The 23061-nt window shown below is 64.5% G+C and carries 21 protein-coding genes and 1 pseudogene; 15 read left to right on the forward strand and 7 right to left on the reverse strand.

What is annotated here, in order from left to right:
* Positions 1–12: 12 nt before the first annotated feature.
* Positions 13–669, reverse strand: coding sequence for a DUF4129 domain-containing protein (locus AU252_RS18185; protein ID WP_058931925.1), 657 nt, complete (start codon positions 667–669; stop codon positions 13–15).
* Entirely contained in the window at positions 659–1930 is a 1272-nt protein-coding gene (locus tag AU252_RS18190) for a hypothetical protein (protein ID WP_240484221.1), read from the reverse strand. The genes AU252_RS18185 and AU252_RS18190 overlap by 11 nt, the downstream gene beginning before the upstream one ends.
* Before the next feature lie 154 nt (positions 1931–2084).
* Here AU252_RS18190 and mtrA point away from each other — a divergent pair, with 154 nt between their 5' ends.
* From mtrA to secA, 7 genes are all read left to right on the forward strand, one after another.
* The gene (mtrA, locus tag AU252_RS18195; RefSeq protein WP_056343773.1) at positions 2085–2759 is read left to right on the forward strand and encodes an MtrAB system response regulator MtrA; all 675 of its coding nucleotides are present in this window, start codon (positions 2085–2087) and stop codon (positions 2757–2759) included.
* Positions 2731–4656: an MtrAB system histidine kinase MtrB gene (mtrB, locus tag AU252_RS18200; protein WP_083510468.1), complete on the forward strand. Its 1926-nt coding sequence runs from the start codon at positions 2731–2733 to the stop codon at positions 4654–4656. Before mtrA ends, mtrB begins: the two co-directional genes overlap by 29 nt.
* Positions 4653–6371: an LpqB family beta-propeller domain-containing protein gene (locus tag AU252_RS18205; RefSeq protein ID WP_058931926.1), complete on the forward strand. Its 1719-nt coding sequence runs from the start codon at positions 4653–4655 to the stop codon at positions 6369–6371. Before mtrB ends, AU252_RS18205 begins: the two co-directional genes overlap by 4 nt.
* A 59-nt stretch (positions 6372–6430) precedes the next feature.
* Positions 6431–7393, forward strand: a complete 963-nt coding sequence (locus AU252_RS18210; RefSeq protein ID WP_346425558.1) for a ComF family protein — start codon at positions 6431–6433, stop codon at positions 7391–7393.
* Between the two features lie 211 nt (positions 7394–7604).
* Positions 7605–8330 carry a ribosome hibernation-promoting factor, HPF/YfiA family gene (gene hpf, locus AU252_RS18215; RefSeq protein WP_058931927.1) on the forward strand — a complete coding sequence of 242 codons (726 nt, stop codon included), beginning with the start codon at positions 7605–7607 and terminating at the stop codon, positions 8328–8330.
* Between the two features lie 32 nt (positions 8331–8362).
* The gene (locus AU252_RS18220; RefSeq protein WP_058931928.1) at positions 8363–9628 is read left to right on the forward strand and encodes a winged helix-turn-helix domain-containing protein; all 1266 of its coding nucleotides are present in this window, start codon (positions 8363–8365) and stop codon (positions 9626–9628) included.
* Between the two features lie 47 nt (positions 9629–9675).
* Positions 9676–12414: a preprotein translocase subunit SecA gene (gene secA / locus AU252_RS18225; RefSeq protein WP_058931929.1), complete on the forward strand. Its 2739-nt coding sequence runs from the start codon at positions 9676–9678 to the stop codon at positions 12412–12414.
* A gap of 123 nt (positions 12415–12537) precedes the next feature.
* Here the strand turns inward: secA and AU252_RS24655 are convergent, their stop codons facing one another.
* Together AU252_RS24655 and AU252_RS18235 are read right to left on the reverse strand one after the other, a co-directional pair.
* Positions 12538–13005 (reverse strand): Rv3235 family protein, encoded by a 468-nt coding sequence (locus AU252_RS24655; RefSeq protein ID WP_058931930.1) that lies wholly within the window; start codon positions 13003–13005, stop codon positions 12538–12540.
* Positions 13006–13048: 43 nt separating this feature from the next.
* Positions 13049–13882, reverse strand: a complete 834-nt coding sequence (locus AU252_RS18235; RefSeq protein ID WP_058931931.1) for a LysM peptidoglycan-binding domain-containing protein — start codon at positions 13880–13882, stop codon at positions 13049–13051.
* A gap of 148 nt (positions 13883–14030) precedes the next feature.
* Between AU252_RS18235 and AU252_RS18240 the strand changes: the two genes are divergently transcribed.
* Positions 14031–14603, forward strand: coding sequence for a hypothetical protein (locus AU252_RS18240; RefSeq protein ID WP_058931932.1), 573 nt, complete (start codon positions 14031–14033; stop codon positions 14601–14603).
* 114 nt (positions 14604–14717) lie between these two features.
* Here the strand turns inward: AU252_RS18240 and AU252_RS24660 are convergent.
* A pseudogene (locus tag AU252_RS24660) lies at positions 14718–14822 on the reverse strand (helix-turn-helix domain-containing protein); the annotation flags it as partial.
* A gap of 359 nt (positions 14823–15181) precedes the next feature.
* Here AU252_RS24660 and AU252_RS18245 point away from each other — a divergent pair.
* The 5 genes from AU252_RS18245 to AU252_RS18265 all read left to right on the forward strand — a co-directional run bounded on the left by AU252_RS18245 (position 15182) and on the right by AU252_RS18265 (position 20428).
* A complete protein-coding gene (locus AU252_RS18245) occupies positions 15182–15520 on the forward strand; it encodes a hypothetical protein (RefSeq protein ID WP_058931933.1) in 339 nt (112 codons plus the stop codon).
* A 90-nt stretch (positions 15521–15610) separates the two neighbouring features.
* A complete protein-coding gene (locus tag AU252_RS18250) occupies positions 15611–15880 on the forward strand; it encodes a hypothetical protein (RefSeq protein ID WP_058931934.1) in 270 nt (89 codons plus the stop codon).
* Positions 15881–16203: 323 nt separating this feature from the next.
* A complete protein-coding gene (locus AU252_RS18255) occupies positions 16204–17307 on the forward strand; it encodes a tyrosine-type recombinase/integrase (protein WP_157769016.1) in 1104 nt (367 codons plus the stop codon).
* A 338-nt stretch (positions 17308–17645) separates the two neighbouring features.
* Positions 17646–19817: a site-specific integrase gene (locus tag AU252_RS18260; RefSeq protein WP_058931936.1), complete on the forward strand. Its 2172-nt coding sequence runs from the start codon at positions 17646–17648 to the stop codon at positions 19815–19817.
* Entirely contained in the window at positions 19814–20428 is a 615-nt protein-coding gene (locus AU252_RS18265; RefSeq protein WP_058931937.1) for a DUF6262 family protein, read from the forward strand. Before AU252_RS18260 ends, AU252_RS18265 begins: the two co-directional genes overlap by 4 nt.
* On the opposite strand, the gene AU252_RS18270 is transcribed toward AU252_RS18265, so the two are convergent.
* Both AU252_RS18270 and AU252_RS24665 read right to left on the reverse strand, forming a co-directional pair.
* Positions 20425–20664, reverse strand: coding sequence for a helix-turn-helix domain-containing protein (locus AU252_RS18270; RefSeq protein WP_058931938.1), 240 nt, complete (start codon positions 20662–20664; stop codon positions 20425–20427). The two genes, AU252_RS18265 and AU252_RS18270, sit on opposite strands and share 4 nt — an antisense overlap.
* A gap of 75 nt (positions 20665–20739) precedes the next feature.
* Positions 20740–20919 carry a helix-turn-helix domain-containing protein gene (locus tag AU252_RS24665; RefSeq protein ID WP_240484222.1) on the reverse strand — a complete coding sequence of 60 codons (180 nt, stop codon included), beginning with the start codon at positions 20917–20919 and terminating at the stop codon, positions 20740–20742.
* A gap of 152 nt (positions 20920–21071) precedes the next feature.
* Between AU252_RS24665 and AU252_RS18280 the strand changes: the two genes are divergently transcribed.
* Both AU252_RS18280 and AU252_RS18285 read left to right on the forward strand, forming a co-directional pair.
* On the forward strand, positions 21072–21713 hold the full coding sequence (locus AU252_RS18280; protein ID WP_058931940.1) for a hypothetical protein: 642 nt from the start codon (positions 21072–21074) through the stop codon (positions 21711–21713).
* Positions 21710–23017 carry an AAA family ATPase gene (locus AU252_RS18285; RefSeq protein ID WP_058931941.1) on the forward strand — a complete coding sequence of 436 codons (1308 nt, stop codon included), beginning with the start codon at positions 21710–21712 and terminating at the stop codon, positions 23015–23017. Before AU252_RS18280 ends, AU252_RS18285 begins: the two co-directional genes overlap by 4 nt.
* The last annotated feature ends 44 nt before the right edge of the window (positions 23018–23061 follow it).

The raw sequence follows: 23061 nt of genomic DNA on the forward strand, positions 1-23061 counted from the left end.
TGGGACCCTGCGTCATCGCGGAACCGCCGGTTCGTCACGTTCAGCGGGCAGGGCGGCGCTCGCCGGTGTGAGGGACTGCAGGGCAATGTCCAGTTCGCGCACCGCGGCAAAGTCAGCCTGGCCCGCGGACTCATTTCCGTAGCGGATCCCGTCGAAAGTCCGCGCAGCTTCCGTCAGGCGGCCGGCCTCTGACGGAAACGGTGTGGCCAGTTCGTGCGCCACCTCGTCCGCGGTCCGGCCCGGCCGCGCGTCGAAAAGCGTTCTGTCCTCGGCCGTGCGCACCAGCGCACGGAAACAGTCCACGACGGCGGCACTCCAGTTGCCTGCTGCGGCAGCGGCCGCCGCGCGCCCGCGGTAGGCCTCGGCACTGACTGTTGTGCCGGCGTCGAATACGTCTCCGGCACGCTTGGCCTTCGCGTTGAGGCGCGGGCGGGCCAGGACGACCGCGGCGCCGATCAGCACGGCGATGGCCACGCCGATCCACGGCGCCGCCACGGTGGTGTCCGGGCCGGAGCCGCCGTCCAGGGACCGCAGCCAGTCCAGGATGTCCGCCCACACACTGTCCAGCCAGCCGGGGGCCGCGTCACGGTATTCCGGCTTGGCAAGTTCTTCTTCGGCCCAGCGGCGGGCCTCGTCGCGGCCCGGCAGGACTGGTGGTTCAACGGCCATCCGGCCATGCCCCGCCTGGCGCTGCCCCGTAGGGCGGCCGCGGATATTGGTCGGGTCCCGCCCGGTAGACCGGGACGCCTCGGCCCGGGACGCCGTCGGGATCTGCTCCGGATTCCAGCAGCCGGAGCAGGGCGATATCCAGTCCGTCCCGGCGCATCCTGAGGTCGAGGTAGAGCAGTGCCATCACGGAGGTCTGGAAGGCAAAACCCGCTGCGGCGACCACTGCGGTAACTACCGCGGTGGCAACGCCCGCCACCACGGCCGCCGTTATGGCCTGCTCGGCACCGCCGTGGGGTGAGACCACGCCCGTGTAAAAGCCGGTGAGCAGTGTGACGGGAATCATGACGACCTGGGCGATGACCCCCACCATGATGCCCACAACCAGCGTGATGCCCAGCAGCCGCCACCAATTGCTGCGTGTCAGTTCCCAGGAGCGCCGGATGCCGGCCATCGCCCCGAGTTCCTCCACCACAACGGCGGCCGGCGCCACCATGAACTTGATGTAGACCCATACGTACAGCACAAAGCACACCAGCCCCAGCGGGATGAGGATCATGGCGCCAAGTCCGCCCACGGTGCTGACCAGCAGCACTGCCAGCGCCACAAACAGCAGCGCAACGAGGAGCCCGCAGCCCACCAGCAGGGCCGCAAGGCGGATCAGGGCACCAGCGCGGGACCGCGCCAGGGACCACATCTGCCTGAAGCCGGTGGGGCGGTTGAGGACGGACCTGGCGACCGGAACCACCATGGCGCCCTGAAGCACCGCCGACAGAAAAACGGTGAGCACCGAGACGAGCAGGATCCCGGACGCGAAGGTCACCACCAGCGGGACCAGGTCCTGCTCCGTCAGGCCCGCCGCCCAGGCTTCAAGTGACGCCGCGGAAGTGGCGGAAAATGAACTGAGAACTGCCGTGAGCACTGCGGCGAGGGTCTGCGCCAGCAGCGCGGCGCCCAGCATGGCTTTGGCGTTGCGCCTGATCGCCTGGAAGGAGCCGTCCAGGATCTCGCCGAACATCAGTGGCCGCAGGGGAACGATGCCGGGTTTGGGCGGGGCAACATAACGCGGCTGCTGGTGGGGCGGCGGGCCGCCGTAGGGATTGTGCGGCGGCGTGCCCCAAGCCGGCGGGCCACCCGGGGGAGGTCCCCAAACCGGCTGGCCGCCCCAGGGCTGCTGTGCCGGCCCGGGCTGCGGCCCCCATGGAGGCGGGTTCCCTGGCGGCTGGCCGTTCCCAGCCTCGCCGGCAGGATGCGGCTGCTGCATGTTCGGATCCTGGTGTGGCACCCTGTTCCTTCCCCCGTGCGGGACTGTCCGCGTGTTGCCAGCCTATAGTTCCGGCGTCGGGCGTCATAGCATCGCGCCATGCCGTAAGGCCGTTGAACAGGACAAACCCTGTTCAATAAGGGAATATATAACTATGAAGGCACGCATTCTGGTAGTTGACGATGACGAAGCGCTGGCCGAAATGATTGGGATTGTTCTGCGCAATGACGGCTTTGAGCCGGTTTTTTGCGCCGATGGCAGCCAGGCGCTGGATATTTTCCGTTCATCGAAGCCTGACCTCGTGCTGCTTGACCTGATGCTGCCCGGCGTGGACGGCATCGAGGTCTGCCGGCAGATCCGCTCCGAATCGGACGTGCCCATCGTCATGCTCACGGCCAAGTCGGATACGTCCGACGTCGTCCGCGGCCTTGAGTCCGGCGCAGACGATTACGTGCCCAAGCCGTTCAAACCCGCCGAACTCGTGGCACGCGTGCGTGCCCGCCTGCGGCCCGGCGACCAGAAGGCGCCTGAAACGCTGCGGATCGCTGACATCACCATCGACGTGGCTGGCCACACGGTGAAGCGTGCCGATGAGCGGATTTCCCTCACCCCCCTGGAGTTTGACCTCCTCGTAGCCCTGGCGCGGAAGCCCTGGCAGGTGTTCACCCGCGAGCTGCTGCTGGAGCAGGTCTGGGGCTACCGCCACGCGGCAGACACCCGGCTGGTCAACGTCCACGTCCAGCGCCTCCGGTCAAAAATTGAACGGGATCCGGAAGCTCCCGAAGTTGTATTGACGGTTCGTGGTGTCGGCTACAAAGCAGGTTCCTGAGCCCTCAGGACCAGAAGCGCACCGTGCCCCGGATCTTCCCGCAGCCAAGGGCCCGGAGCACACGGATGCGCTGCCGTCGGAGCTGGCAACGCTGCCATTCCGGGCACGGATCTGGCGGCGCCGTGGAGTAATCGTGGGGCTACGGGTGGGCCGCCTTGTCCGTCTCGGCGTGACCCGTTTCTTCCCTGCGGTCCGTTCTGCCGGGCGGGCCATGCGTCGACGCTGGCGCCGGTCCCTGCAGTTCCGGACAGTCCTCACCACGCTGCTGTTGGCCGTGACATCCTTTGGCGCCGTGGGCGCCTACCTGTCCAACCAGATCGCCAACAACCTGTTCCAGGAGCGCCTCACCCAGGCCGAATCCGAGACCCGTTACTACGTCAAGCAGGTCCAGGAGACGTTCGACGGCGCCCAGGTCACCGACCAGTCCAGCGTCATCACGCTGGTCTACGACACCTTGAACGCCGTGGAGGGCCGCGGCTCCGTCATCCAGCGCCGCTACGTTTTCGAAGCCAAGCCCGAACAGACCAAGCCCCGGAACCGCTGGGTGGAGTCGCGGGCGTCGGACCAGCTGACCGTCAGCGTCATCCCGCCTGAACTCCGTACGGCGGTACAGGATTCAGGCAAGGACCAGTACTGGGCCTCCACCGTGATTCCGGTAGGTACCGAGGACAGGCCGGGCATCGCCGTGGGCAACCTGGTGACCTTCAACGGGACCGTGTACGAGCTCTACCTGATCTATGACGTCAACACCGCCCAGCAGACGCTCGACGAAATCCAGGGCGTCCTCCTGGCCGGCGGCGCGGTGCTGGTGCTGATGATCGGGGCCATCGCCTGGTACGTCACCCGCAATGTTGTCAGCCCGGTCAGCCACGCTGCCCTGGTGTCGGAGAAGCTCGCTGCCGGCCAATTGCAGGAGCGGATGGTGGTCAAAGGCGAAGACGAGGTTGCCCGCCTCGGGGCATCGTTCAACCACATGGCCGCCAGCCTCCAGGAGCAGATCACCCAGCTGGCCATGTTGTCCCAGATGCAGCAGCGGTTTGTCTCCGACGTCTCCCACGAGCTCCGCACGCCCCTGACCACCGTCCGGATGGCCGCGGAAGTGTTGTACGACGCCCGCCACGACTTCGACCCCATCAACAAGCGCTCCGCGGAACTCCTGTACAACCAGGTGGAGCGGTTCCAGTCCCTGCTGGCCGACCTGCTCGAGATCTCCCGCTTCGACGCCGGCGTGGCCATGCTCGACGCCGAGCCCGAGGACATCCTGCAGGTGATCGCCCATGTCATTGACGGGGCAGCGCCCGTCGCGGCCGAATACGGCTCGGAGATCATCCTCCGGGCTCCCGCTGTGGGAATTGTCGCGGAGATGGACGCCAGGAGGATCGACAGGATCCTGCGGAACCTCATCCTGAATGCAGTGGAGCATGGCGAAGGCAGGCCGGTCACCGTGACTGTCTCAGCCAACCGGTCAGCGGTGGGAGTTGCAGTCCGGGACCAGGGGATCGGCATGACCCCGGCCGAGGCCGCCCGGGTCTTTGACCGGTTCTGGCGTGCGGATCCGGCGCGTGCCCGCACCACCGGAGGCAGCGGACTGGGCCTGTCCATCGCAATGGAAGACACCAAACTCCATAACGGCTGGCTGCAGGCATGGGGAAACAAGGGTAGAGGGGCCAACTTCCGGCTGACCATTCCGTTGCGCCAGGGCGAGGAGATCGACCGCTCACCTGTGCAGCTTGAGCCTGAGGACGTCATCCTCCCCGACGTCCCACATTCGAAAAACGTGCTGGTCCTGGGGCCCGGCCCCACTGGGGCGCCTGATGTCCCCGCTGGCGGCGGGCGTGGCCAGGGCACCGGGCGCACCCCTGCCGGGACGGGCGCAACACCGAAGGAGTCTTCATGACGGGACGAAAAGTGCGGGCGATGCTGAAGAGGAGCGTTGTGCTGTTCGTCGTTGCCCTGGTGCTGGCGTCCTGCGCGCGCATTCCCACGGCCGGGCCGGTGGGGAAGAGCGCTGAAGGCAGCGCCGGCAACGTCAACGCACCGGTGTTCCTCCCGGCCGCTCCCCAGCCCGGCGCTACTCCGGAAAACATCATTGATTACTTCTACCGTGCCGGCACCGGATACGAGGGGGACTACGCGGTGGCCCGCGAATACCTGACGCAGGCAGCGTCAGTATCCTGGAAACCCGACCAGCGCGCGCTGGTGTACCGCGAGGCGAAAGTGGTGGGCACCGGCGTCGACAACGTCTACAACTACCAGCTGGACGTTGCGTACAGCGTGGATGTTGACGGCATCGCCACCCAGATGCCCGAAGGCACCATCGAGAACATTCCGGCCACTCTCACCCAGGTGGACGGCGAATGGCGGATCTCAGCCATCCCGGACGGAACAGCGATCCCGGAGGAAACCTTCAAGGTCATCTACGGCGCCTACCCTATCTACTTCTACGATCCCAGCTTCACCTATGCCGTGCCTGACGTCCGCTGGTTCATCAAGAACAAGACCGTCAAAGCCATGACCAGTGCCCTGCTGGCCGGCCCCGCGCCGTACCTTCGCGGCGCGGTGGTGAGCGCCTTCCCGTCCGGCATCAAACTCGCCCGCGAATCAGTTCCGGTGGTGTCCGGCGCCGCGCAGGTGGACCTCACCGCCAAGGAACTCACGGAGGCGTCCACGGAGGATAGGCTCCGGATGCAGACGCAGCTTTCGCTCACGTTCCGCAGCCAGCCCGACGTCGTTAATGTGGAGTTGCATGCCAACCAGGACCTGGTCCGCGTCGAAGACAACGGTTCCGTGTTGCCCCCGGTGCGGGACAAAAACGTGCCGGTCCGCGAGATCGCCGTCAGCGGCAATGAGCTGGTGCGCTACGAAAACAACAGGGTGTCCCCGCTGCCGGATATGCAGCCAGTTTCATCGCTCGGGCCCCGCTACCCGTCGGAATCCCCGGTGTCACAGACCGTTGCCTTCCTCAACGAAAGCCGGACGACGCTCTACAGCATGGTGCCGGGACAGCCCGCCCGTGCGCTGACAACGCGCAGCACCATTACGCACCCGTCCTTCAGTATTCATGACTGGGTGTGGGCCGCAGGGCCGGGAGCTACCGGCGGTACGGAGGTGGTGGCCTACCGGCCCATCGGAGTTGCCGAAGGTGCCGCCGTTCCCACCGTTACGCTCACGCCGTCGTGGTTGGCCGGAAGAACCGTCAAGGAGCTGAGGATCTCCCGCGAGGGCGTCCGGGCGCTGGTCATTTCGGAACAGAATGGCAAGACGAAGGTGCAGATTGCCGGGATCATCCGGAACGCCGACGGGACGCCCCGGGAACTGACTGCCCCGATCACGCTGGTGGCTTCCGGTGACCCGGACCAGGGCGTCTGGGTGAACGACACAACGGTCGCCGTGATGAAAGCCTCGGCAGGCTCGAACGTCACGCCGGAGCTGCTGTCCCTCACCTCCGGACAACCCCAGCAGTTGGCGCCATGGCCCGGCCTTGTGTGGCTCAGCGCCGGCAACGGGCTGGAGGAAATTTACGGCCAGTCGGCCGAGGGCATCTTCCAGCGGCTCGGCAACGGCTGGTCGCCCCAGCTGAAGGGCCCCATCGACCCCTCATTCCCTGGGTAGCTTTCCACATAGCGCGGACCAGCGGTTCCGGGGCTGCGATACGCACGCCACCATGGGGTGTGACCGAAGTTCAGCCCGGACGTCCTCCTGCTCGCCACGCTCCTGCCCGCCACCCGCCTGCTCGCCACGCGCGTGCGCGCCGGTCCGGGGGCGGCGTTGGGGGCCGCTCCGGGGGAAGTCCCGCCAGAAATGCGGCAAGCCTGGATCCGGACCTCCTGCCGCCTCCGCTGCAGTCCGCCAAGCATCGCGGCGGCCACCGCCGCCGCTGGCTGCGGGCCGCCGACCAGATGGGCGTGGCCGCGGCGGAGTTGCTGGCACTTGCCGTCCCTGTGGACTGCGTCTGCTGCGGTGCGGAGGACCTGGCCCTGTGCGTCATGTGCGAACGCCACGTCCGCCTGTTGACCAGGCACCCGTTCCGGGCAGAGGAGCAGGCGCCGGCCCTGATGAACGTCGACGGCGGCCTGATCCTTCCCGTGGTGGCGGCCGGGGTGTACCGCGAGGAGCTGGCGCAGGCCGTGCTTTCGTTCAAGAGCCATGGCCAGCACCAGCTCACGTCAGTCCTGGCGCGCGGACTGGGGCAGGGCATCGCCGCGTCCGTGGCCGGTGTCGACGGCGTCTGCCTGGTTCCGGTGCCCAGCAGTACGGCCGGCTACATCAAGAGGGGATTCAGCCCGGTCCACCTCCTGCTCGCAGAGTTGCGTCGGGGGACCACCATCCGCGGTACACCGGTGGTGGACGTGATCCGGAAATCCCGGCGCCGCGCCGCACTGGAGCGGCTGCCTGGAGGCCAAAAGGGACTCGGCCGCGGGGCCAGGGCCAGCCGGGTCAAGGGGTCCATGAAGGTCCCGAAACGCCAGCGCGCGCGGGTGGCCGGACGCCGCTGCATCATTGTCGACGACGTCCTCACCACGGGGGCCACACTCGCGGAAGCAGCCCGCGCGCTGCACGTCAGCGGTGCCGTGGTGGTGGGGGCGGTGGTCCTTGCCGCGACACGCCCGCCGGATTCAGCTGGCGGCGAATAGCCCGCCCCGGGAGCTGGCGGAACGCTGCCCGTCTTAGAAAAAAATAAACGAAGAAAGGATGAATAACAGGTGGCTATGAACTAACGTCGGTTGTGGGTACCAAGAACAAGTTGTACCTTTCGATGGCGGCTCGGAAAGGGGCTCGACTGTCAAGCAGATCGGCCCGTGGGATGTGCCGCCGTCGTGTCACCGAAGTCATTTGGAGGGCACCATGGAGTTTATGATCAGCGGACGAAATCTGACGGTCTCAGACCGCTTCCGCGAATACGCCGGTGAGAAGATCTCGAAGATCGAGTCACTTGGCGACAAGGTCCAGCGGGTTGACGCGAAGGTTTCCAAGGAAACGAATGCGCGCCAGACCGGCGACCAGCTCACCGTTGAAGTGACTGTCCTGGGCCGGGGACCCGTAATCCGTGCCGAAGCCAGCGCCGCAGACAAATTCGCTGCGTTCGATCTCGCCTACACCAAGCTGCTGGAACGTCTCCGCCGCGCCAAGGACCGCAAGAAGGTCCACCATGGGCGTCACACTCCCAAGGCAGTGCGTGAGGCCACCGCCACACTGGAACCCGCAAGTCCCAGTGAGCCCCTTTACGTCGAGGCGAGCCATCGCAGTGAACCCCAGGCAGCACCTGTTGAACGATCGCCCTACGATGTCGAGAACGACATTCCGGCAGGGGACTCCCCGGTGCTGATCCGGCGCAAAGTCTTCCCTGCGGCCTCCCTCACCCTTGACGATGCTGTGGACAACATGGAGCTCGTGGGCCACGATTTCTACCTGTTTGTGGACAAGGCCACCAACACGCCCTCGGTGGTCTACCGGCGCCGTGGCTGGACGTACGGGGTGATCACCCTGGACCACGAATGCGAACCGGGGAACACCGCCGTCGAAGAAAAAATCCTCGCCTACCGTTCCGATGACGAGGCTGCAAAAGTCTAGGGCGGTTTACACCCCTCAATGAAAGGACTGATGTGCCAGCGACGCTGAGCCTTAACCAGGCCCGGCGGATCGCTCTGGCAGCTCAGGGACTCGACAAAGGACGGCCCGCCGGCCCCGTGACCTCACGGACGGTGGGCCGGACCTTTGCCCGGATCCAGCTTGTCCAGATCGATTCCGTCAACGTGTTGTCCCGCAGTCACTTTCTGCCCTTCTTTTCAAGGCTCGGCAACTACGACCGCACCATCCTTCAGCGGATGGCCAGCTTGCCTCCCAGGCGAATGATGGAGTACTGGGCCCACGAGGCCAGCTTCATCCGGCCCGAGCACTTCCAGGACCTCCGCTTGTGGCAGAAACGCACGTGGGTGGGTGCATCCGCCCTCGACCCGGAGCTGCGCGACGCGGTGGCCGGAAAGATCTTCGACGCCCTCGCCGCCGGGCGGCCCATGACGGCGGCGGAACTGACGGTGAACATCGGGCACGTGGAGGACCGGCGGGACGACAACTGGGGATGGAACTGGAACGCCGTTAAACGCGTGCTTGAAGACCTGTTCGAGGCGGGCACCATTTCCGCGGCGTCCAGAACCGAACAGTTCGAGCGAAAGTACACCCTGACGGCAAGGGTGCTGCCGCGCCGGCTGGCCCTCGAACCCACCCCGGACCCTGTTGAGGCCATGCATCGGCTCATCGACGCGGCCGCACAAGCCCATGGCATCGGAACCGTGAAGTGCTTCGCCGACTACTTCCGTACACCGGTCAAGGCGGCCGCCGCCTCGGTGGACCATCTGGTCAGCATAGGGAGGCTGGAGCCCGTGGCTGTCGCCGGCTGGGACCGGAAGGTGTTCCTCCATGCCGACGCCACAATGCCGCGGCGGGCGGCAGGGCGGGCCTTGCTCAGTCCCTTTGACTCCCTGGTCTTCGAGCGGCGCCGGCTTGAGGAGCTCTTCGGGTTCCATTTCCGGATCGAGATTTACACGCCCGCGCACCTCCGACGCTTCGGGTACTACGTCCTGCCCTTTCTCCTGGGTGACACCATCGTGGCGCGGGTGGACCTTAAAGCGGACCGTGCGGCAGGAAATCTGCTGGTCAGGTCCGCCTACGGTGAGCCGGACGCACCGCCAGGGACCGCCGTCGAGCTCGCCGCCGAGCTGGAACTGTTGGCCGAATGGCTGGAGCTGGACAACATTGTGGTCAGCCCGATCGGGGACCTGGCGGAGTCCCTCGGCACCGCCCTGCGTCACCGCGCCGGTCCGCTCCGCTCTCAGGGAACACCGGCCGCGTGGCCTGTGTCTCTCCCGTAGACTAAAAACGCCAGAATTCGGCAGCATAAGACTGGGAGTATCTTCACGTGGCATCACTTATCGAAAAACTTCTCCGCACGGGTGACAAAAAAACCCTGCGGCAACTGCGGAACTATGCCGACTCCATCAATGCGCTCGAAGACTCGTTCAAAACCTTCACGGATGCTGAGCTCCGGGAGGAAACTGACCACCTCCGCGCCCGCCACCGGGACGGCGAGCACCTGGACGATCTCCTCCCGGAGGCATTCGCCGCCGTGCGTGAGGCCTCATCCCGCACCCTGGGCATGCGTCACTTTGACGTCCAGCTTATGGGTGGCGCCGCGCTCCACCTGGGCAATATCGCCGAAATGAAGACCGGCGAAGGCAAGACCCTCGTGGCCACCGCGCCCGCCTTCCTTAATGCCCTCACCGGCAATGGCGTCCACGTCATCACGGTGAACGACTACCTTGCCGAATACCAGTCAGACCTTATGGGCCGGGTCTACCGTTTCCTTGGCCTGACCAGCGGTTGCATCCTGTCCAACCAGGATCCCGCGGTGCGCCGGCAGCAGTACGCCGCGGACATCACCTACGGCACCAACAACGAATTCGGCTTTGACTACCTGCGCGACAACATGGCGTGGGACCAGTCAGAACTGGTCCAGCGTGGCCACAACTTCGCCATTGTTGATGAGGTCGACTCCATCCTCATCGACGAAGCCCGCACGCCGCTCATCATTTCCGGCCCTGCCCAGGGCGACACCAACCGGTGGTACAGCGAATTTGCCAAGGTGGTGCAGCGCCTGAAGGCCGGCGAGGACTATGAGGCGGACGAGAAGAAGCGCACCGTCGGCGTCCTGGAGAGCGGCATCGAAAAGGTGGAGGACTACCTGGGCATCCAGAACCTCTACGAATCTGCGAACACTCCGCTCATCGGGTTCCTGAACAACGCCATCAAGGCCAAGGAACTGTTCAAGCGGGACAAGGATTACGTCATCCTCGACGGCGAAGTGCTGATCGTTGACGAACACACCGGCCGCATCCTGGCCGGGCGCCGCTACAACGAGGGCATGCACCAGGCCATCGAAGCCAAAGAGGCCGTGGAGATCAAGGCCGAAAACCAGACTCTGGCCACGGTGACGCTCCAGAACTACTTCCGGATGTACTCCAAGCTGGCAGGCATGACCGGCACGGCCGAGACTGAGGCCGCCGAGTTCATGGGCACGTACAAGCTCGGCGTGGTGGCCATCCCCACCAACCGGGACATGCAGCGGATCGACCAGTCGGACCTCGTGTTCAAGAATGAAAAGGTGAAGTTCGACGCCGTCGTGAAGGACATTGCCGAGCGTCACGAACAGGGCCAGCCGATCCTTGTGGGCACAACGAGTGTCGAAAAGAGCGAATACCTTTCCGGGCTGCTCGCCAAGGAGGGCATCAGGCACGAAGTCCTGAACGCCAAGAACCACGCCCGTGAAGCGGCCATCGTTGCGCAGGCCGGACGAAAGGGTGCTGTTACGGTGGCCACCAACATGGCAGGCCGCGGCACTGACATCATGCTGGGTGGCAACGCCGAATTCACTGCGGTGGCCGATCTGGCCAAGCGCGGGCTGGACCCGGAAGAGAATTCCGAAGAGTACGAGGCCGCATGGCCGGCTGGCCTGGAGTCGGCCAAGCAGTCCGTAAAGGACGAACACGAGGAAGTACTGAACCTCGGCGGGCTGTATGTCCTGGGAACTGAGCGGCACGAGTCCCGCCGCATCGACAACCAGCTCCGTGGCCGCTCCGGCCGCCAGGGCGACCCCGGCGAATCACGCTTCTACCTCTCCCTGACCGATGACCTGATGCGGCTCTTCAATTCCGGCGCGGCCGAACGGCTGATGAACAGTTCCGTCCCGGATGATGTGGCGTTGGAATCGAAACTGGTTTCCCGGGCCATCGCGTCTGCCCAGGGTCAGGTTGAAGGCCGCAACGCCGAGCAGCGCAAGAACGTCCTCAAGTACGACGACGTCCTGAACCGCCAGCGCGAAGCCATCTACGGCGACCGCCGCCGGATCCTCGAAGGTGACGACCTGCACGAGAAGGTCCAGTTCTTTGTGGAGGACACCATCACCGCCCTGATCGACTCCGCCACGGCCGAAGGCAATGGCGATGACTGGGACTACACCCAGCTGTGGACCAACCTCAAGACGCTCTACCCCGTCAGCGTCACAGCGGATGAGATCATCGAGGAAGCTGGCGGCAAGTCCAAGCTCACTGTTGAATTCCTCAAGGAGGAGCTGCTCTCCGACGCCCGCGTGGTCTACCAGACACGGGAAGAGACCATCGGCGCCGAGAGCATGCGCGAGCTGGAACGCCGCGTGGTGCTGTCGGTCATCGGGCGCAAGTGGCAGGAACACCTCTATGAGATGGACTACCTCAAGGAAGGCATCGGACTGCGCGCCATGGCACAGCGTGACCCGCTGGTGGAATACCAGCGCGAGGGCTTCGTTATGTTCCAGAGCATGATGGAGGCCATCCGCGAGGAAAGCGTCGGTTTCCTGTTCAACCTTGAAGTTGAGGTGACTCCGGCCCAGGATGTGGTGGTGCCCGACGCAGCAGGTGGCCACACCGAGCACGTTGAGCCGCAGATCCACGCTGCCGGCCTGGAGGCGCCGGAGAAGCCGGCCCAGCTGCAGTACACGGCTCCCGGCGAAGACGGCGCATCCCAGACCCGGGTGGAGGGTCGTGTCTCTTCACGGTCCGGAAATCCCGCAAAGGCTGCAGCGCAGGACGCCACCAAGCGTCCGGCCAGGAAAAAGCGCCGCTGACAGCAGGGATCGAGCCTGATCAGCCATAGGTCGGCACTGCAATAGATCGTCACTGAAATAGTTCGACACTGGAAGTGCCCGGAGCCTCAGCTCCGGGCACTTCTGCATTCGTGGGCAAGCGGCTCAGCCGACCATAAACTCGGTCACGCGCCAGACCTGCTTGCTGCGCTCAAGCCGGACCGCTACAGCCCGTGCCCGGATGTCATCAACCACCACGGCGCTTGCCTCATAGATGCCCGGGGCGACCTCGCAGGCGCGGACTGAACGCACGATGGAGTTCTTGTGCAGCCGGGCCAGGGACGGCGAGGCAGAGCGCGACTGTTCGCGGCGGATCAAGGCCGCACGGTGCTGCAGCACGGCGAGGCAGCGCGGATCCAGACGGCGGGCGAGCTGGTGGATCGGCCGGATGCCGGCGAGGACTTCCATGGCCGCCTGCACGGTACTGCGTGTGATCGCCAGGATTTCGGAGGCTTCGTCTGTCGCACGCAGCGGCACGACCGGCGCGGTAGTGGTGCGCGGAGGAACCTGGGGGACTGCTGCCGCGCCGCCCGGGTTGACCGTGGCGGAGCGGATCGGCGTAACTGCGTACATGTGATTCCCCTTGATCGTGAGCTGATGAATATCGGAACGTCGGTTAGGCCGTGGAAGGTGCTTTCAAAATCTGCCCGGGCAGCAGGACATGCGGGCTTTCGCCGATCCGGGATTTGTTGACCTCGTACCAGCGGGGCCAGTGCAAGGCGACATCCACATCCGAAGCCGAAGGGCCCAAGTGGCGGGAGGCGATGTCCCAGAGTGTGTCGCCCGCCAGTACCGTGACCTCACTCAATGGCGCCGGTGGGCCCTGTTCCGCACGGACGGGCTGGGCCGCCAGCAGGCCGGGGTCCGGGACCGGCGGGCTGGGACGCCAGTCTGGCCGGACCGCCGCCGCAGGAGTTTCGGTGGTCTGTCCTCCCGTGTCTGCGGGGTTTTTGCCCTCCGGTTCCGGGAGCTGCCGGTGGCCGCTTGTGGGAGACCACTGGGCCTGGATGGCTGCGCCGTGGACCGGTACGTCCTGGACTGCCACTTCCTGCGTGGGTACCCAGGCGGGTCCGGCCGGTGGGACGGCTGCGTGAGCCAGCGGTGCCGACAGCAGTTGCACCGACAGTGCGGCCACAGCGAGCCGGCGCATAAATGCCGGGCAGAACTTGCCGGCCCTGTCGGCGGCCCGCCGCCTGCCGCACCTGCCCAGGACGGCAGCCGCTGACGCCAAAACCATCGAGAAGATCCACCACGCCACGATGGCCAGCCCAGCGGCGACAGCCACGGCACCAAGTAGGTCATCGAGGTCCGGGCCTTGCCGGCGTGCTGTGGACAGTTGCCATCGACCCACCATGCCCCCGCCGGCAACGCAGAGGAAAAATCCCAACAGGAGGATGGACGCCGCCATGACGGCGTCTGCGCGGAGCCCACGTGCTGTAGCTGCCGTCATGATGTTCCTATCTCATGTTTGATGCTGTTTGATGCCGTTTGATGAATCTAGGTTCAGTTTGACGCAGCTGTGCTGGATTTGTCCAGAGACTGGAGTGAAGTCGTTGATGAATTGACCGCGAACAAACCCGCACCCTACGCTTGGCCCCATGCGTTGGGATGCTCTGTTCAGTGATATGGAGGCACAGTTCGCCGAGGGCGAGCGACTGGCCGTCGATGCCGAGATCTCTGAGCGGGCAAGAGCGGAAACAGCCTCCGTCGCTCTGGCTGACCGCTTGCGGGGTTCCCTGAACAGCCACGTGGCCGTGTACCTGGCGTGTGGGCGCGCCTTCGAAGGAACCCTGAGCCATGCCGGCGCCGATGCGCTGGTCCTGAACGAGTTGCGTCACCAGGTCCTGGTCCCGTACGGCGCGGTGGCACGCTATGCGGGCCTTGGCCGCGGCTCCGTGGCCGAGACTTCGCAGGTGCGGCGCCGGATCGGATTGGCGCATGCGCTGCGGGGCCTGGCGCGGGACCGGACCGAACTTGCCGTCACTCTGCGCCACGCGCCGGAAAGGGATACCGGGCTGGCCGGAGTCATTGACCGGGTGGGCAGTGACTTTTTGGACCTGGCGCTGGTCAGTCCCGGGGAGTCCCGGCGGGCATCACAGGTCCGGCAGGTAGCCACGATTCCGTTTCGGGCGCTGGGTGCCCTGCGGTCATGGAGTGCAGGGGAACTGTAGCCGCGGGCCGAAGTTTTTGTCCACCTAATGGGACTTTGCCGCCCGTTTGAGGCGATTATCTGGACAAAAACTCAGCGGACAAGCGGTTGCGAGGGCTGACTCGTAAAGCCAGAATCAGCCTTGCTTGGCTTTGGCTTCCTGGATCATGCGGCTGGCCTCGGCGTAACGCTCTTCGATGTATTGCTCCAGCATCTTTTCCTCGACGCGCCACTGCCCGCGCTTATCTTGGCACGGTTTGGGCCGTGAGGATCGTGCGTTGGGGCACTTCCTGCCTCCGTAACTGGCACTTTTCTCGTGTATGTGAGGATGGCAGCGCCCTCGTCCGCCACTACACCCACGGAGACCAGCCCCTCGCGGCCCATGACTCAACCGACGCGGACGCATACTTTCACACGGACAGGCTGGCCCCCGTCCCCGACGCCGCCGGAACCGTCACGTCAGCCGGGACCTGGGAACCTATGGGCGGCCGGGGACCGCCTGCCCGAACATCCCGAACGCCCCGCCCCTGGGCTGGCTCGGCCGATACCTTGACCCCACCGGCATACACGGCACTACTATTTTCCTAGGTGGGAGGAAAAATGTGGGTTGACGATTTAGGGGTGTGCCACACGGTGGCATTGCCGGATCCGACGGAGCTAATGTCGGACGTCTTCCGTCAAAGCTTGGATCAGTTGATGGTGCGGGATCAGGAGGACCTTGATGAAGTGATCGAGATTGAGCAGATGCGCTTCTTTGAGGAAAGGGCAGGTTTACTGCTGTGGGATTCCGAAGAGGCTGAGTTCGTTAGGGCCGCTCCGCCTTTAGCTCTCCTGTCTGAACCAGTGGGAACGGTGGACGACCTGAGGCAGCTTATAAGGGTAATTGACGATCGGTGGCGACTGGATGCTTTGCTTGCCCTGGACGACTACTTCTCATAAACGCCGGAGAAGCAGGCAAAGTCAGTTCTCATCCAACAGACGAGATCATGGCGCTGGGTCATCGCCGCCCAGAATAGAGTGCTACTAGCCATGATCAGAGAACTTGTGTTCCCCCCGGACTTCGGTGATTACGCCTGGGAAGTTGAGTCCAAAGGCGTGTTCTGGGGCGCTGCGGTGCGCATCGACGACTCGCTGATCAGCGTAACGTTCTACGAGCCGACACGCTTGCAACAAGACATCGACGCCGAATTGGAAACCGGCCGGCTCTTCACCGTGAAACGCTTGCTGGTTATCGAGCGGGTCACTATCGCGAACATGCAGTCAGCCGTCACGGAAGCGCCATCGGAGTTCTTCGAGTGATCGCGATGACCCGACGACTGAGAGACGCACTTCTGGCGACGCCTCGCACTGGCTCTCGCAGGTCGCCGAGCTGAATCGTCGCCCGACCACCTCCATCCTGAGGACAGGAGCCAAATACCTCCACCGGACGGCTAACTGTGTCCGAGCTCCTTGGAAATGGGATATTTTCCTGGGAGCACGGATGTCGATGGAGTGCAGATGACATTCTTATCTTGTGCGGGCTTGTCCGCCGCACGGCACTCCAGTGAAGTTGGGGCAAAGTTCATCGTCCCGAACGTTACTGGCTGTTGTTGAGCTTCGTGAGACTCGGTACCTTGCTTTGTGTGCGGATTTTCCAAGCGGTCCAGGTATCGATGGGAAGCGGCGCGGGCGTGTGGGTCGTCGTGGATGAGCGCTATCACCTGATCGAGGAATGCCGCGGCTATGCGTTGTGGCTGGCGCATTCCGGCCGGGCGGTGAATACCCAGAAGGCCTATCAGTTGAGGCTGGCCCGGTTCCTGTCCTGGTGCACGGAGACGCAAGTTGCATGGAAGAGTCTGCGGTTCCACCAACTGGCAGGCTACAAGTCATTTCTTGAGAGCCAAACATCTAGCGGCGGCCGGCAGTCTGGTCGAACGGTGAATGCACACCTGACGGCTGTCCTGACGTTTCTGCGCTACGCGGTGGCACACGGCTTCGCGACTGAGAGCCTGCGCGCCACGGTGGAGCAGCGGATGGCAGGAACGGTGCCTTTGAAAGCTGCTGAACATTTCCGGTATCCTCGTGCGGCCCGGCTGCTCAAGGCCCGGGAGGTGAGCCGCAGGCCGGCTGCGCTCTCGCGTCCGCAGGTGGACCGGGTGCTGGAAACACTTGAGCGTCCCCGTGACCGGCTCCTTGTCCTGCTGATGCTGCGCTGCGGCCTTCGCGCCGGTGAAGTGTTGGGCCTTGCCCTGGCTGATCTGCATATGCTGCCGGACTCCGGACACCTGGGCTGCCTGGATCCCGGAGCACATGTTCACATTGTCCGGCGGATGAACCCCAACGGGGCCTGGGCCAAGTCGCCGCACACGCGAAGCGTTCCGCTGCCGGCGGATGTCTGCGAGGTTCACGGCGCCTACATGGCTCAGCGGTACCGGGCCCTTGGCCACGGCCAGCCCTCAGCCTTGTTTCTCTCCATCCATGGCCAACACCCGGCGCCGCTGGGCTATCCGGGACTGCACAGCATGCTGGCAGCTGTTGGCAAGAGAACCGGGATACCGGTCCGGGCGCACCAGTTCCGGCACACGGCCGCTACCTGGTGGGCCCGGTCCGGTGTCGCACCGGATGTCATCATGGCGCTGATGGGACACAGATCCCTGGCATCCACGTCCATCTATCTGCACCCGGCAACAGAGGACCTTCGAGGCGCCGTCGAAGGATCGTTGCCGGCCCGGGAGACGTCGCCATGAGCGAGGCCGCCGAGTTCCTGCGCCGTGAATCACCGGTGTCAGCGCCGGATTCCTACCGTGCCTTTCTGGAATCCATGCTGGAGCCTCAATGGCGCCCGGCAGAGTGGAGTCTGCGGTTGTGGCTGTTCGCTGCTGACCCTGCCAACCCGCTGACCGGTATCTACGGGTGCCCGTCACCCGGGTGTCCGAGGGTTTCAACCATCACCGGGAGCCGTTGTCGTTCCTGCGTGGACGGTGCGCCAGATGCTGGACCGGTGCGGTCGCGGCGGCGGGCTCTGGAAACGGAAGCCCCGCGTTGCATTGTGGGCTCAGCCGCAGCCCGCTGCCAGGCGATGGGAATGATCAAGGGCCTCTGCCACCGACACTACTCCCGGTGGCACCACGGTTCGGAGCAGACAGGACCACGCCTCGACGTCGAGGAATTCGCCGCGACAGACAAGGCCCTGTTTCCTCCGGGCAAGCGCTGCGCGTCCCCGGCGTGCGGGGCGGAATCGAGCCAGCGCGCTTCAGGTCTGTGCCTCTGGCACCATACGATGTTCCGCAAACTCACCAAACACGGTATCGACCACGCCGCCTTCATCGCCGTCGAACGGCCCTTGGACATCCGCTACCACCGTCACGAATTCTCCTTCATTGACTTGCCGCCGATACTGCGGACAGAGCTGCTGCTAGTCCTGCAGGAAAGGGACCGGAACTCGTACCGCATCATGCCCGTCACGATGCGCAGGATCATCCGGACCGCGATGGAATCCAACGCCCGCTCGATCCACCGCTTACTGGACACCGAGGAGGGCCGGGCACGCCCCGACGCGAACGTCATCGGATTCCTCCGTTACGCCGGACTGCTCACTGCACGGTGGCGCTACTGCCACTCCGGCAAGGACATGCGCGCCGAAGACGTCTGGGACGCCGCGGTCATAGCGCTCCGCAAAGACCGGACGAGCCAGAAAATCTGTTCCAAAGGCACCCTGGATTTCCGCAACATCCGCGTGGACTGGCTGCGGGAAACGGCCAAGGAATACGCCCGCCACTTCGGCCTTGCCGCGGACCAGATCCGCGATGTCATCCGGACCGTCCAGGTCGCCTCTCACGCCCTGGCCGGCCGGCCGCACGGAACCCGCCCAGAACAGCTGACCAGAACCGACGCGAAGGCCGTGGTCGATGCCTACCGGAACCTCACGCACGAGAACGGCGATCAACGCACCGACTCAGTGAAGTACGACTATTTCAAGCTCTTCCAACGGGTCCTGCGTGAAGGCAGCGACCTCGAACCCGTGACCCGGGTCAGTGCCCGGTTCATGTTCATCACCGCCGAAGCACTTCCGAAGCCCGGACCCCATAAAAACCCCGGCCGGGCTATCCCGGACCACATCATCCGAATCCTGGACGCGAACCTTCACTTACTCGCCGTCGATGAGAAGTATTCCCTCCCGGCCGGCCGGACCCGCGAATTCCACAACCTGATGCTCCAGACCATTTACCAGCTGCTGCGCGATCTGGGCCGCCGACCAACGGAAATCTACTCACTGCCGCGGGACACCCTGCGCGAAACCGACGACGGCCAGCCCTACATCATCTACGACAGCCATAAAACGGCAGAATACGGACTCGAGCTACCAGTCCACCGCTCAACAGCCACGATCATCAGGACCTGGCAGGAAACACTCGAAAAAATACTGAACATCCACCCCGACGCCGCCGGATACCTCTTTCCCTCACCCAGACCGTATGGGCCCCAGTCCAAAACCTACATAACCCCTACCGGGTTCCACACGAACTACTGGCGCTGGATCGACCGGATCCGCACCCAGGCCGAAGTCCGGGATGACCCGTTATCACCCGCGGACTTCCTCACCCGGGAACGAATGGGGCTATACAACTGGCGCCACACCTACGCCCAGCGGCTCAGCGACAACAGCACCCCTCCGGACGTCATCAAAGAACTGATGAACCACAAAAGCTTCACCACCTCCACCGGCTACATCAAGATCACCAGGGACAGACAGCGCAAGGCCATCGAGATCGTCAACAGCACCACGATCGACCGCCAAGGCCTACTTCATGGGCCCAAAGACTACGCAGCATACGTCCGGGAGTCCGTCTCAACACCGCTGGGACTCTGCACCGAACCCAGCAACGTCAAAGCAGCAGGTCAATCATGCCCGGTCCGCAACAAATGCGGCGGATGCCAGTACTACCGGGCCAACCTCTCCCACCTGCCCCAGATCGACGCTCACATCGTGGCGTTGACCGCCGACCTGATCGCTGCCGGCGACATCGCCGAACCCTGGGTCCATCAGTCCCTCAAAGACGAGATCGCCTCCTACAAACGGATGCGCACCGCCCTCCTCAAAGAAAAATCCAGGCTCACTCCCGAAGACAACGCACTCATTGATGATGCCGTGACCCTGCTCCAGGAGATCCCGGCCGCTGCCCCTCCGCCCACACCCTCAGACGGGCGGCGGATGCTGCCACTGACGCCGGTCAGAACACCGGCAGGCCAGCCATGAACGAGCAACGGACCGCAGCCATCGACAAGCTCATTGCCGCCAAAAAGAAAGAAAGCAAAGCCAAACACGCCAGCGTCCGCAAGGCCATCGCCAAGCTCCTCGCAGGGCCCGAACTCCTCACCGTTTCCTCAGTGGCACGCAACGCCGGAGTGAGCCGCTGGCTGCTCTACAACACCCCCGACCTCAAAACAGCAATCGCCACGGCTTCCAGCCAGCAGCGCAAGGCCTGGGCCCAAGGAAGCCACGAAGCGGGCCTGACCCCACGAGACGCGACCACGGAACTCCTGCGCCTGCAGAACCGTCTGGACACCGTCACCCGTCAGCGGGATGACTACAAAAGGGCCGTGCACATCAACCTTGCCGAAGAACTTGCCGGCCGGACCCCGGACCAAATGGCAGCCTATATCAAGGAACTTGAAGAGGAACTCATCGCCGAACGGGAGCATAGGGCTCAGACGGAGTCAGCAGTGACCGTCCTGGAGGCCAGCCTTCAAGACCTCGACGACCAGCTCCGTGCCGCGCAGTCCATCAACCGGACCATGATGAAACAACGGAACGAGACCGCGAACGTGCTGGAATTCGCTGCACCCGCAACGCCGGACAAGACCTAAACCTCGGCGCTGTCGCCCCGCTCGGCCGACGACTGAGAGCGCACATACTCGGCGGTCTTTTCATATCCGCGGGAAATGTACTCCTCCAAAACACGTGACTCCACCCGCCACTGGCCCCTGCCCCCGACCTGAATCGCAGGCAACTCACCAGAACGCACCAAGGCATAAGCCTGAGCCGAAGAAATATTCAGAATCTCAGAAACATCAGCCAACGCCAGAAACCGCTTCTCAGCCACGAAACATCACGCCCCAAACACTACCCAAGCCACCCCAACGTTCCTCACGAACCGCACAAAAACCATTCACCCTCATCAGGCCCGGAACCCTGCAGTGACGGCAAAGGAACGCTCAGGGCTGCAAAAATGCCCAAGATAACGCCTTCCACCCACCTGGATGGCCTTCAGTTCTCCGCTGCGGACCAAGGCATAGGCCGCCGGCGAGTTGATTTGCAGCTGTTCAGCAACATCGGCGAGAGTCAGGAATCTGGGCATAGCTCCATTTTGCCATTGAAGGCGCCATCTGGTGCGGTTATCCACAGTTTGATGTTGTTTGGTCTTTTGACTTTTGTTCCGGGGTCCATGCCGTAACAATGAGGTGTCCGGACGCAGCCAGCCGCCTGGACCGGAGCTAGGGGGAGAAGAGCATGAGCCACGATGCCGTTACTACAGGTGCCAGGCTGAAACCGCCGTCGTGGAAGGATCCCCGGCTGCTGGTTGGCGTGCTGCTGGTCCTGGCATCGGTGGTGGGAGTGATCTCGCTGGTTGGCAGCGCTGATCAGACCACCGAGGTGTACGCCGCCCGGGACTCCATTGCGGTGGGTGAGAAGCTGACCGCGGACAATGTGGTCCGGGCCAAGGTCCGCCTGGGTGAGACCGAACAGCATTACGTCACCGTTGAAGCAGGGCTCCCCGACGGGTTGGTCGCAGTCCAAAGAATCGGCAAGAACCAATTGGTGCCCAAGGAAAGTCTGGCCACTGTGGATTCGTTGGACCGCAAGCCCGTGGCCGTGACCATTGAGGAAGCACTGCCGCCGCAGGCGGTTGCCGGGACCCGGGTGGACGTCTGGGTTGCCTTGCCGGATGCCCGCAACGGCTTCAGTGAGCCGAAGCTCCTGCTGCCCGGCGCGGAAATTGCACAGGTGACCGCCGGCTCGACGGCCTTGGGGTCCTCCCGCAATACGGTGCTGATGGTGCTGGTTGCCGACGGCCAGATGCCGGCCATCCTCGGCGCGCAGGCGAACCAGGCCAAGATTTCAGTGGTGTGGAACCCGGGCGGGGCCTCATGAGCATCCCCGTGGTCACCGTGGGCCAGGCCCGCGAGGACGTGGTGGGCGGGTTGGAGCGGCTCCACGGTCCGGTCACGGTGGTCCGTCGCTGCACCGAACTGACGGAACTGCTGGCGGCCTGCCAGAGCGGCCTGGCACGGGCCGCTGTGGTGGCCGACGGCTGCGAGGGCCTGACTGCTTCGCTCGTTGATCGGCTCGGTGCCGTGGGCGTGGCGATCATCGCCCTCACGGATGACGCCGACGAGGCTGCCAGGCTGCGCGGGATCGGTGTGGCCTCCGCACTGACCGGCGTAGAGTCCGCCGCCCTGGCCGGCAGGATTGCCGAGGCCGTTGCCCAGCTGACAGGCACCGCCAGGGATGCAACGTTCGGGAGCGGGCTGGGGGACACCAGCGCTGCGTTGCGTCAGCGTCCCGCAGACCAGGCGGACGTGCCGCCGGCCTCCGGGGAGGGCAAGATCATTGCCGTGTGGGGTCCCGCCGGTTCACCCGGCCGGACCTTCGTCGCGGCCAACATCGCAGGGGAACTGGCTGCGGATGGGAAATCCGTGCTCCTCGTCGACGCCGACAGTTACGGGGCCAGCATCGCCGCAGTCCTGGGCCTGCTGGATGAATCTGCGGGGATCGCGCAGGCCTGCCGCCTTGCGGACCAGGGACTGCTCGACGCCGATGCGCTGCTGAAGGTGGCCACACCGGTCACCACCAAGCTTGGAACTTTCCGAGTCCTGACCGGGATCACCCGGGCGGACAGGTGGACCGAACTACGGGCAGCAGCCCTGTCGCTGGTGCTGGAGCGCGCGAAGGAGGTTGCCGACGTCGTGGTTGTGGACACCGGCTTCTGCCTGGAGGCGGACGAGGAACTCAGCTTCGACACGATGGCTCCGCGCCGGAATGCCGCGACCTTGCGGACCCTGGAACTGGCGGACACCGTCTATGCCGTGGGGGCCGCCGATCCGGTGGGGGTTCCCCGGCTGGTCCGCGGACTCGCGGAGCTTGAGTTGGCAGTCCCGCAGGCGTCGCCTGTTGTGGTGATGAACAAGGTCCGGGCGGCGGCGGTGGGGAGGTCCCCGGAACGCCAGCTGAAGGATGCGTGGGAACGGTATGGTCCGTCGTCGCAGATCGCGGTCTTCCTGCCGGCGGACAGCCCCGCAGCTGATGCGGCCCTGCTCGGCGGCTCGCTGCTGCTCGAAACGGCGCCGGATTCCAAGCTCAGGCACGCGATCGCTGAATTGGTTTGTGCACCTGTCCAGCGATCTTCACGATCCTCTGTATTTTCTTCCACACCGAGGCGTCGCCGAAAGGGTTAGGCTCGCCGTAGGAGCTGCGACGGTGCAGCATCAAACTTGTGATG

Origin of the sequence: Pseudarthrobacter sulfonivorans, from assembly GCF_001484605.1 — a bacterium.
GTDB classification, from domain to species: Bacteria; Actinomycetota; Actinomycetes; order Actinomycetales; family Micrococcaceae; genus Arthrobacter; species Arthrobacter sulfonivorans_A.

Bases quoted from the DNA above. Each gene is read 5' to 3' on its own strand.
- AU252_RS18185 (WP_058931925.1), bottom strand. From the start codon at position 669: ATGGCCGTTGAACCACCAGTCCTGCCGGGCCGCGACGAGGCCCGCCGC.
- AU252_RS18190 (WP_240484221.1), bottom strand. From the start codon at position 1,930: ATGCAGCAGCCGCATCCTGCCGGCGAGGCTGGGAACGGCCAGCCGCCA.
- mtrA (WP_056343773.1), top strand. From the start codon at position 2,085: ATGAAGGCACGCATTCTGGTAGTTGACGATGACGAAGCGCTGGCCGAA.
- AU252_RS18205 (WP_058931926.1), top strand. From the start codon at position 4,653: ATGACGGGACGAAAAGTGCGGGCGATGCTGAAGAGGAGCGTTGTGCTG.
- hpf (WP_058931927.1), top strand. From the start codon at position 7,605: ATGGAGTTTATGATCAGCGGACGAAATCTGACGGTCTCAGACCGCTTC.
- AU252_RS24655 (WP_058931930.1), bottom strand. From the start codon at position 13,005: ATGTACGCAGTTACGCCGATCCGCTCCGCCACGGTCAACCCGGGCGGC.
- AU252_RS18235 (WP_058931931.1), bottom strand. From the start codon at position 13,882: ATGACGGCAGCTACAGCACGTGGGCTCCGCGCAGACGCCGTCATGGCG.
- AU252_RS18240 (WP_058931932.1), top strand. From the start codon at position 14,031: ATGCGTTGGGATGCTCTGTTCAGTGATATGGAGGCACAGTTCGCCGAG.
- AU252_RS18245 (WP_058931933.1), top strand. From the start codon at position 15,182: ATGTGGGTTGACGATTTAGGGGTGTGCCACACGGTGGCATTGCCGGAT.
- AU252_RS18250 (WP_058931934.1), top strand. From the start codon at position 15,611: ATGATCAGAGAACTTGTGTTCCCCCCGGACTTCGGTGATTACGCCTGG.
- AU252_RS18260 (WP_058931936.1), top strand. From the start codon at position 17,646: ATGATCAAGGGCCTCTGCCACCGACACTACTCCCGGTGGCACCACGGT.
- AU252_RS18265 (WP_058931937.1), top strand. From the start codon at position 19,814: ATGAACGAGCAACGGACCGCAGCCATCGACAAGCTCATTGCCGCCAAA.
- AU252_RS24665 (WP_240484222.1), bottom strand. From the start codon at position 20,919: ATGCCCAGATTCCTGACTCTCGCCGATGTTGCTGAACAGCTGCAAATC.
- AU252_RS18280 (WP_058931940.1), top strand. From the start codon at position 21,072: ATGAGCCACGATGCCGTTACTACAGGTGCCAGGCTGAAACCGCCGTCG.
- AU252_RS18285 (WP_058931941.1), top strand. From the start codon at position 21,710: ATGAGCATCCCCGTGGTCACCGTGGGCCAGGCCCGCGAGGACGTGGTG.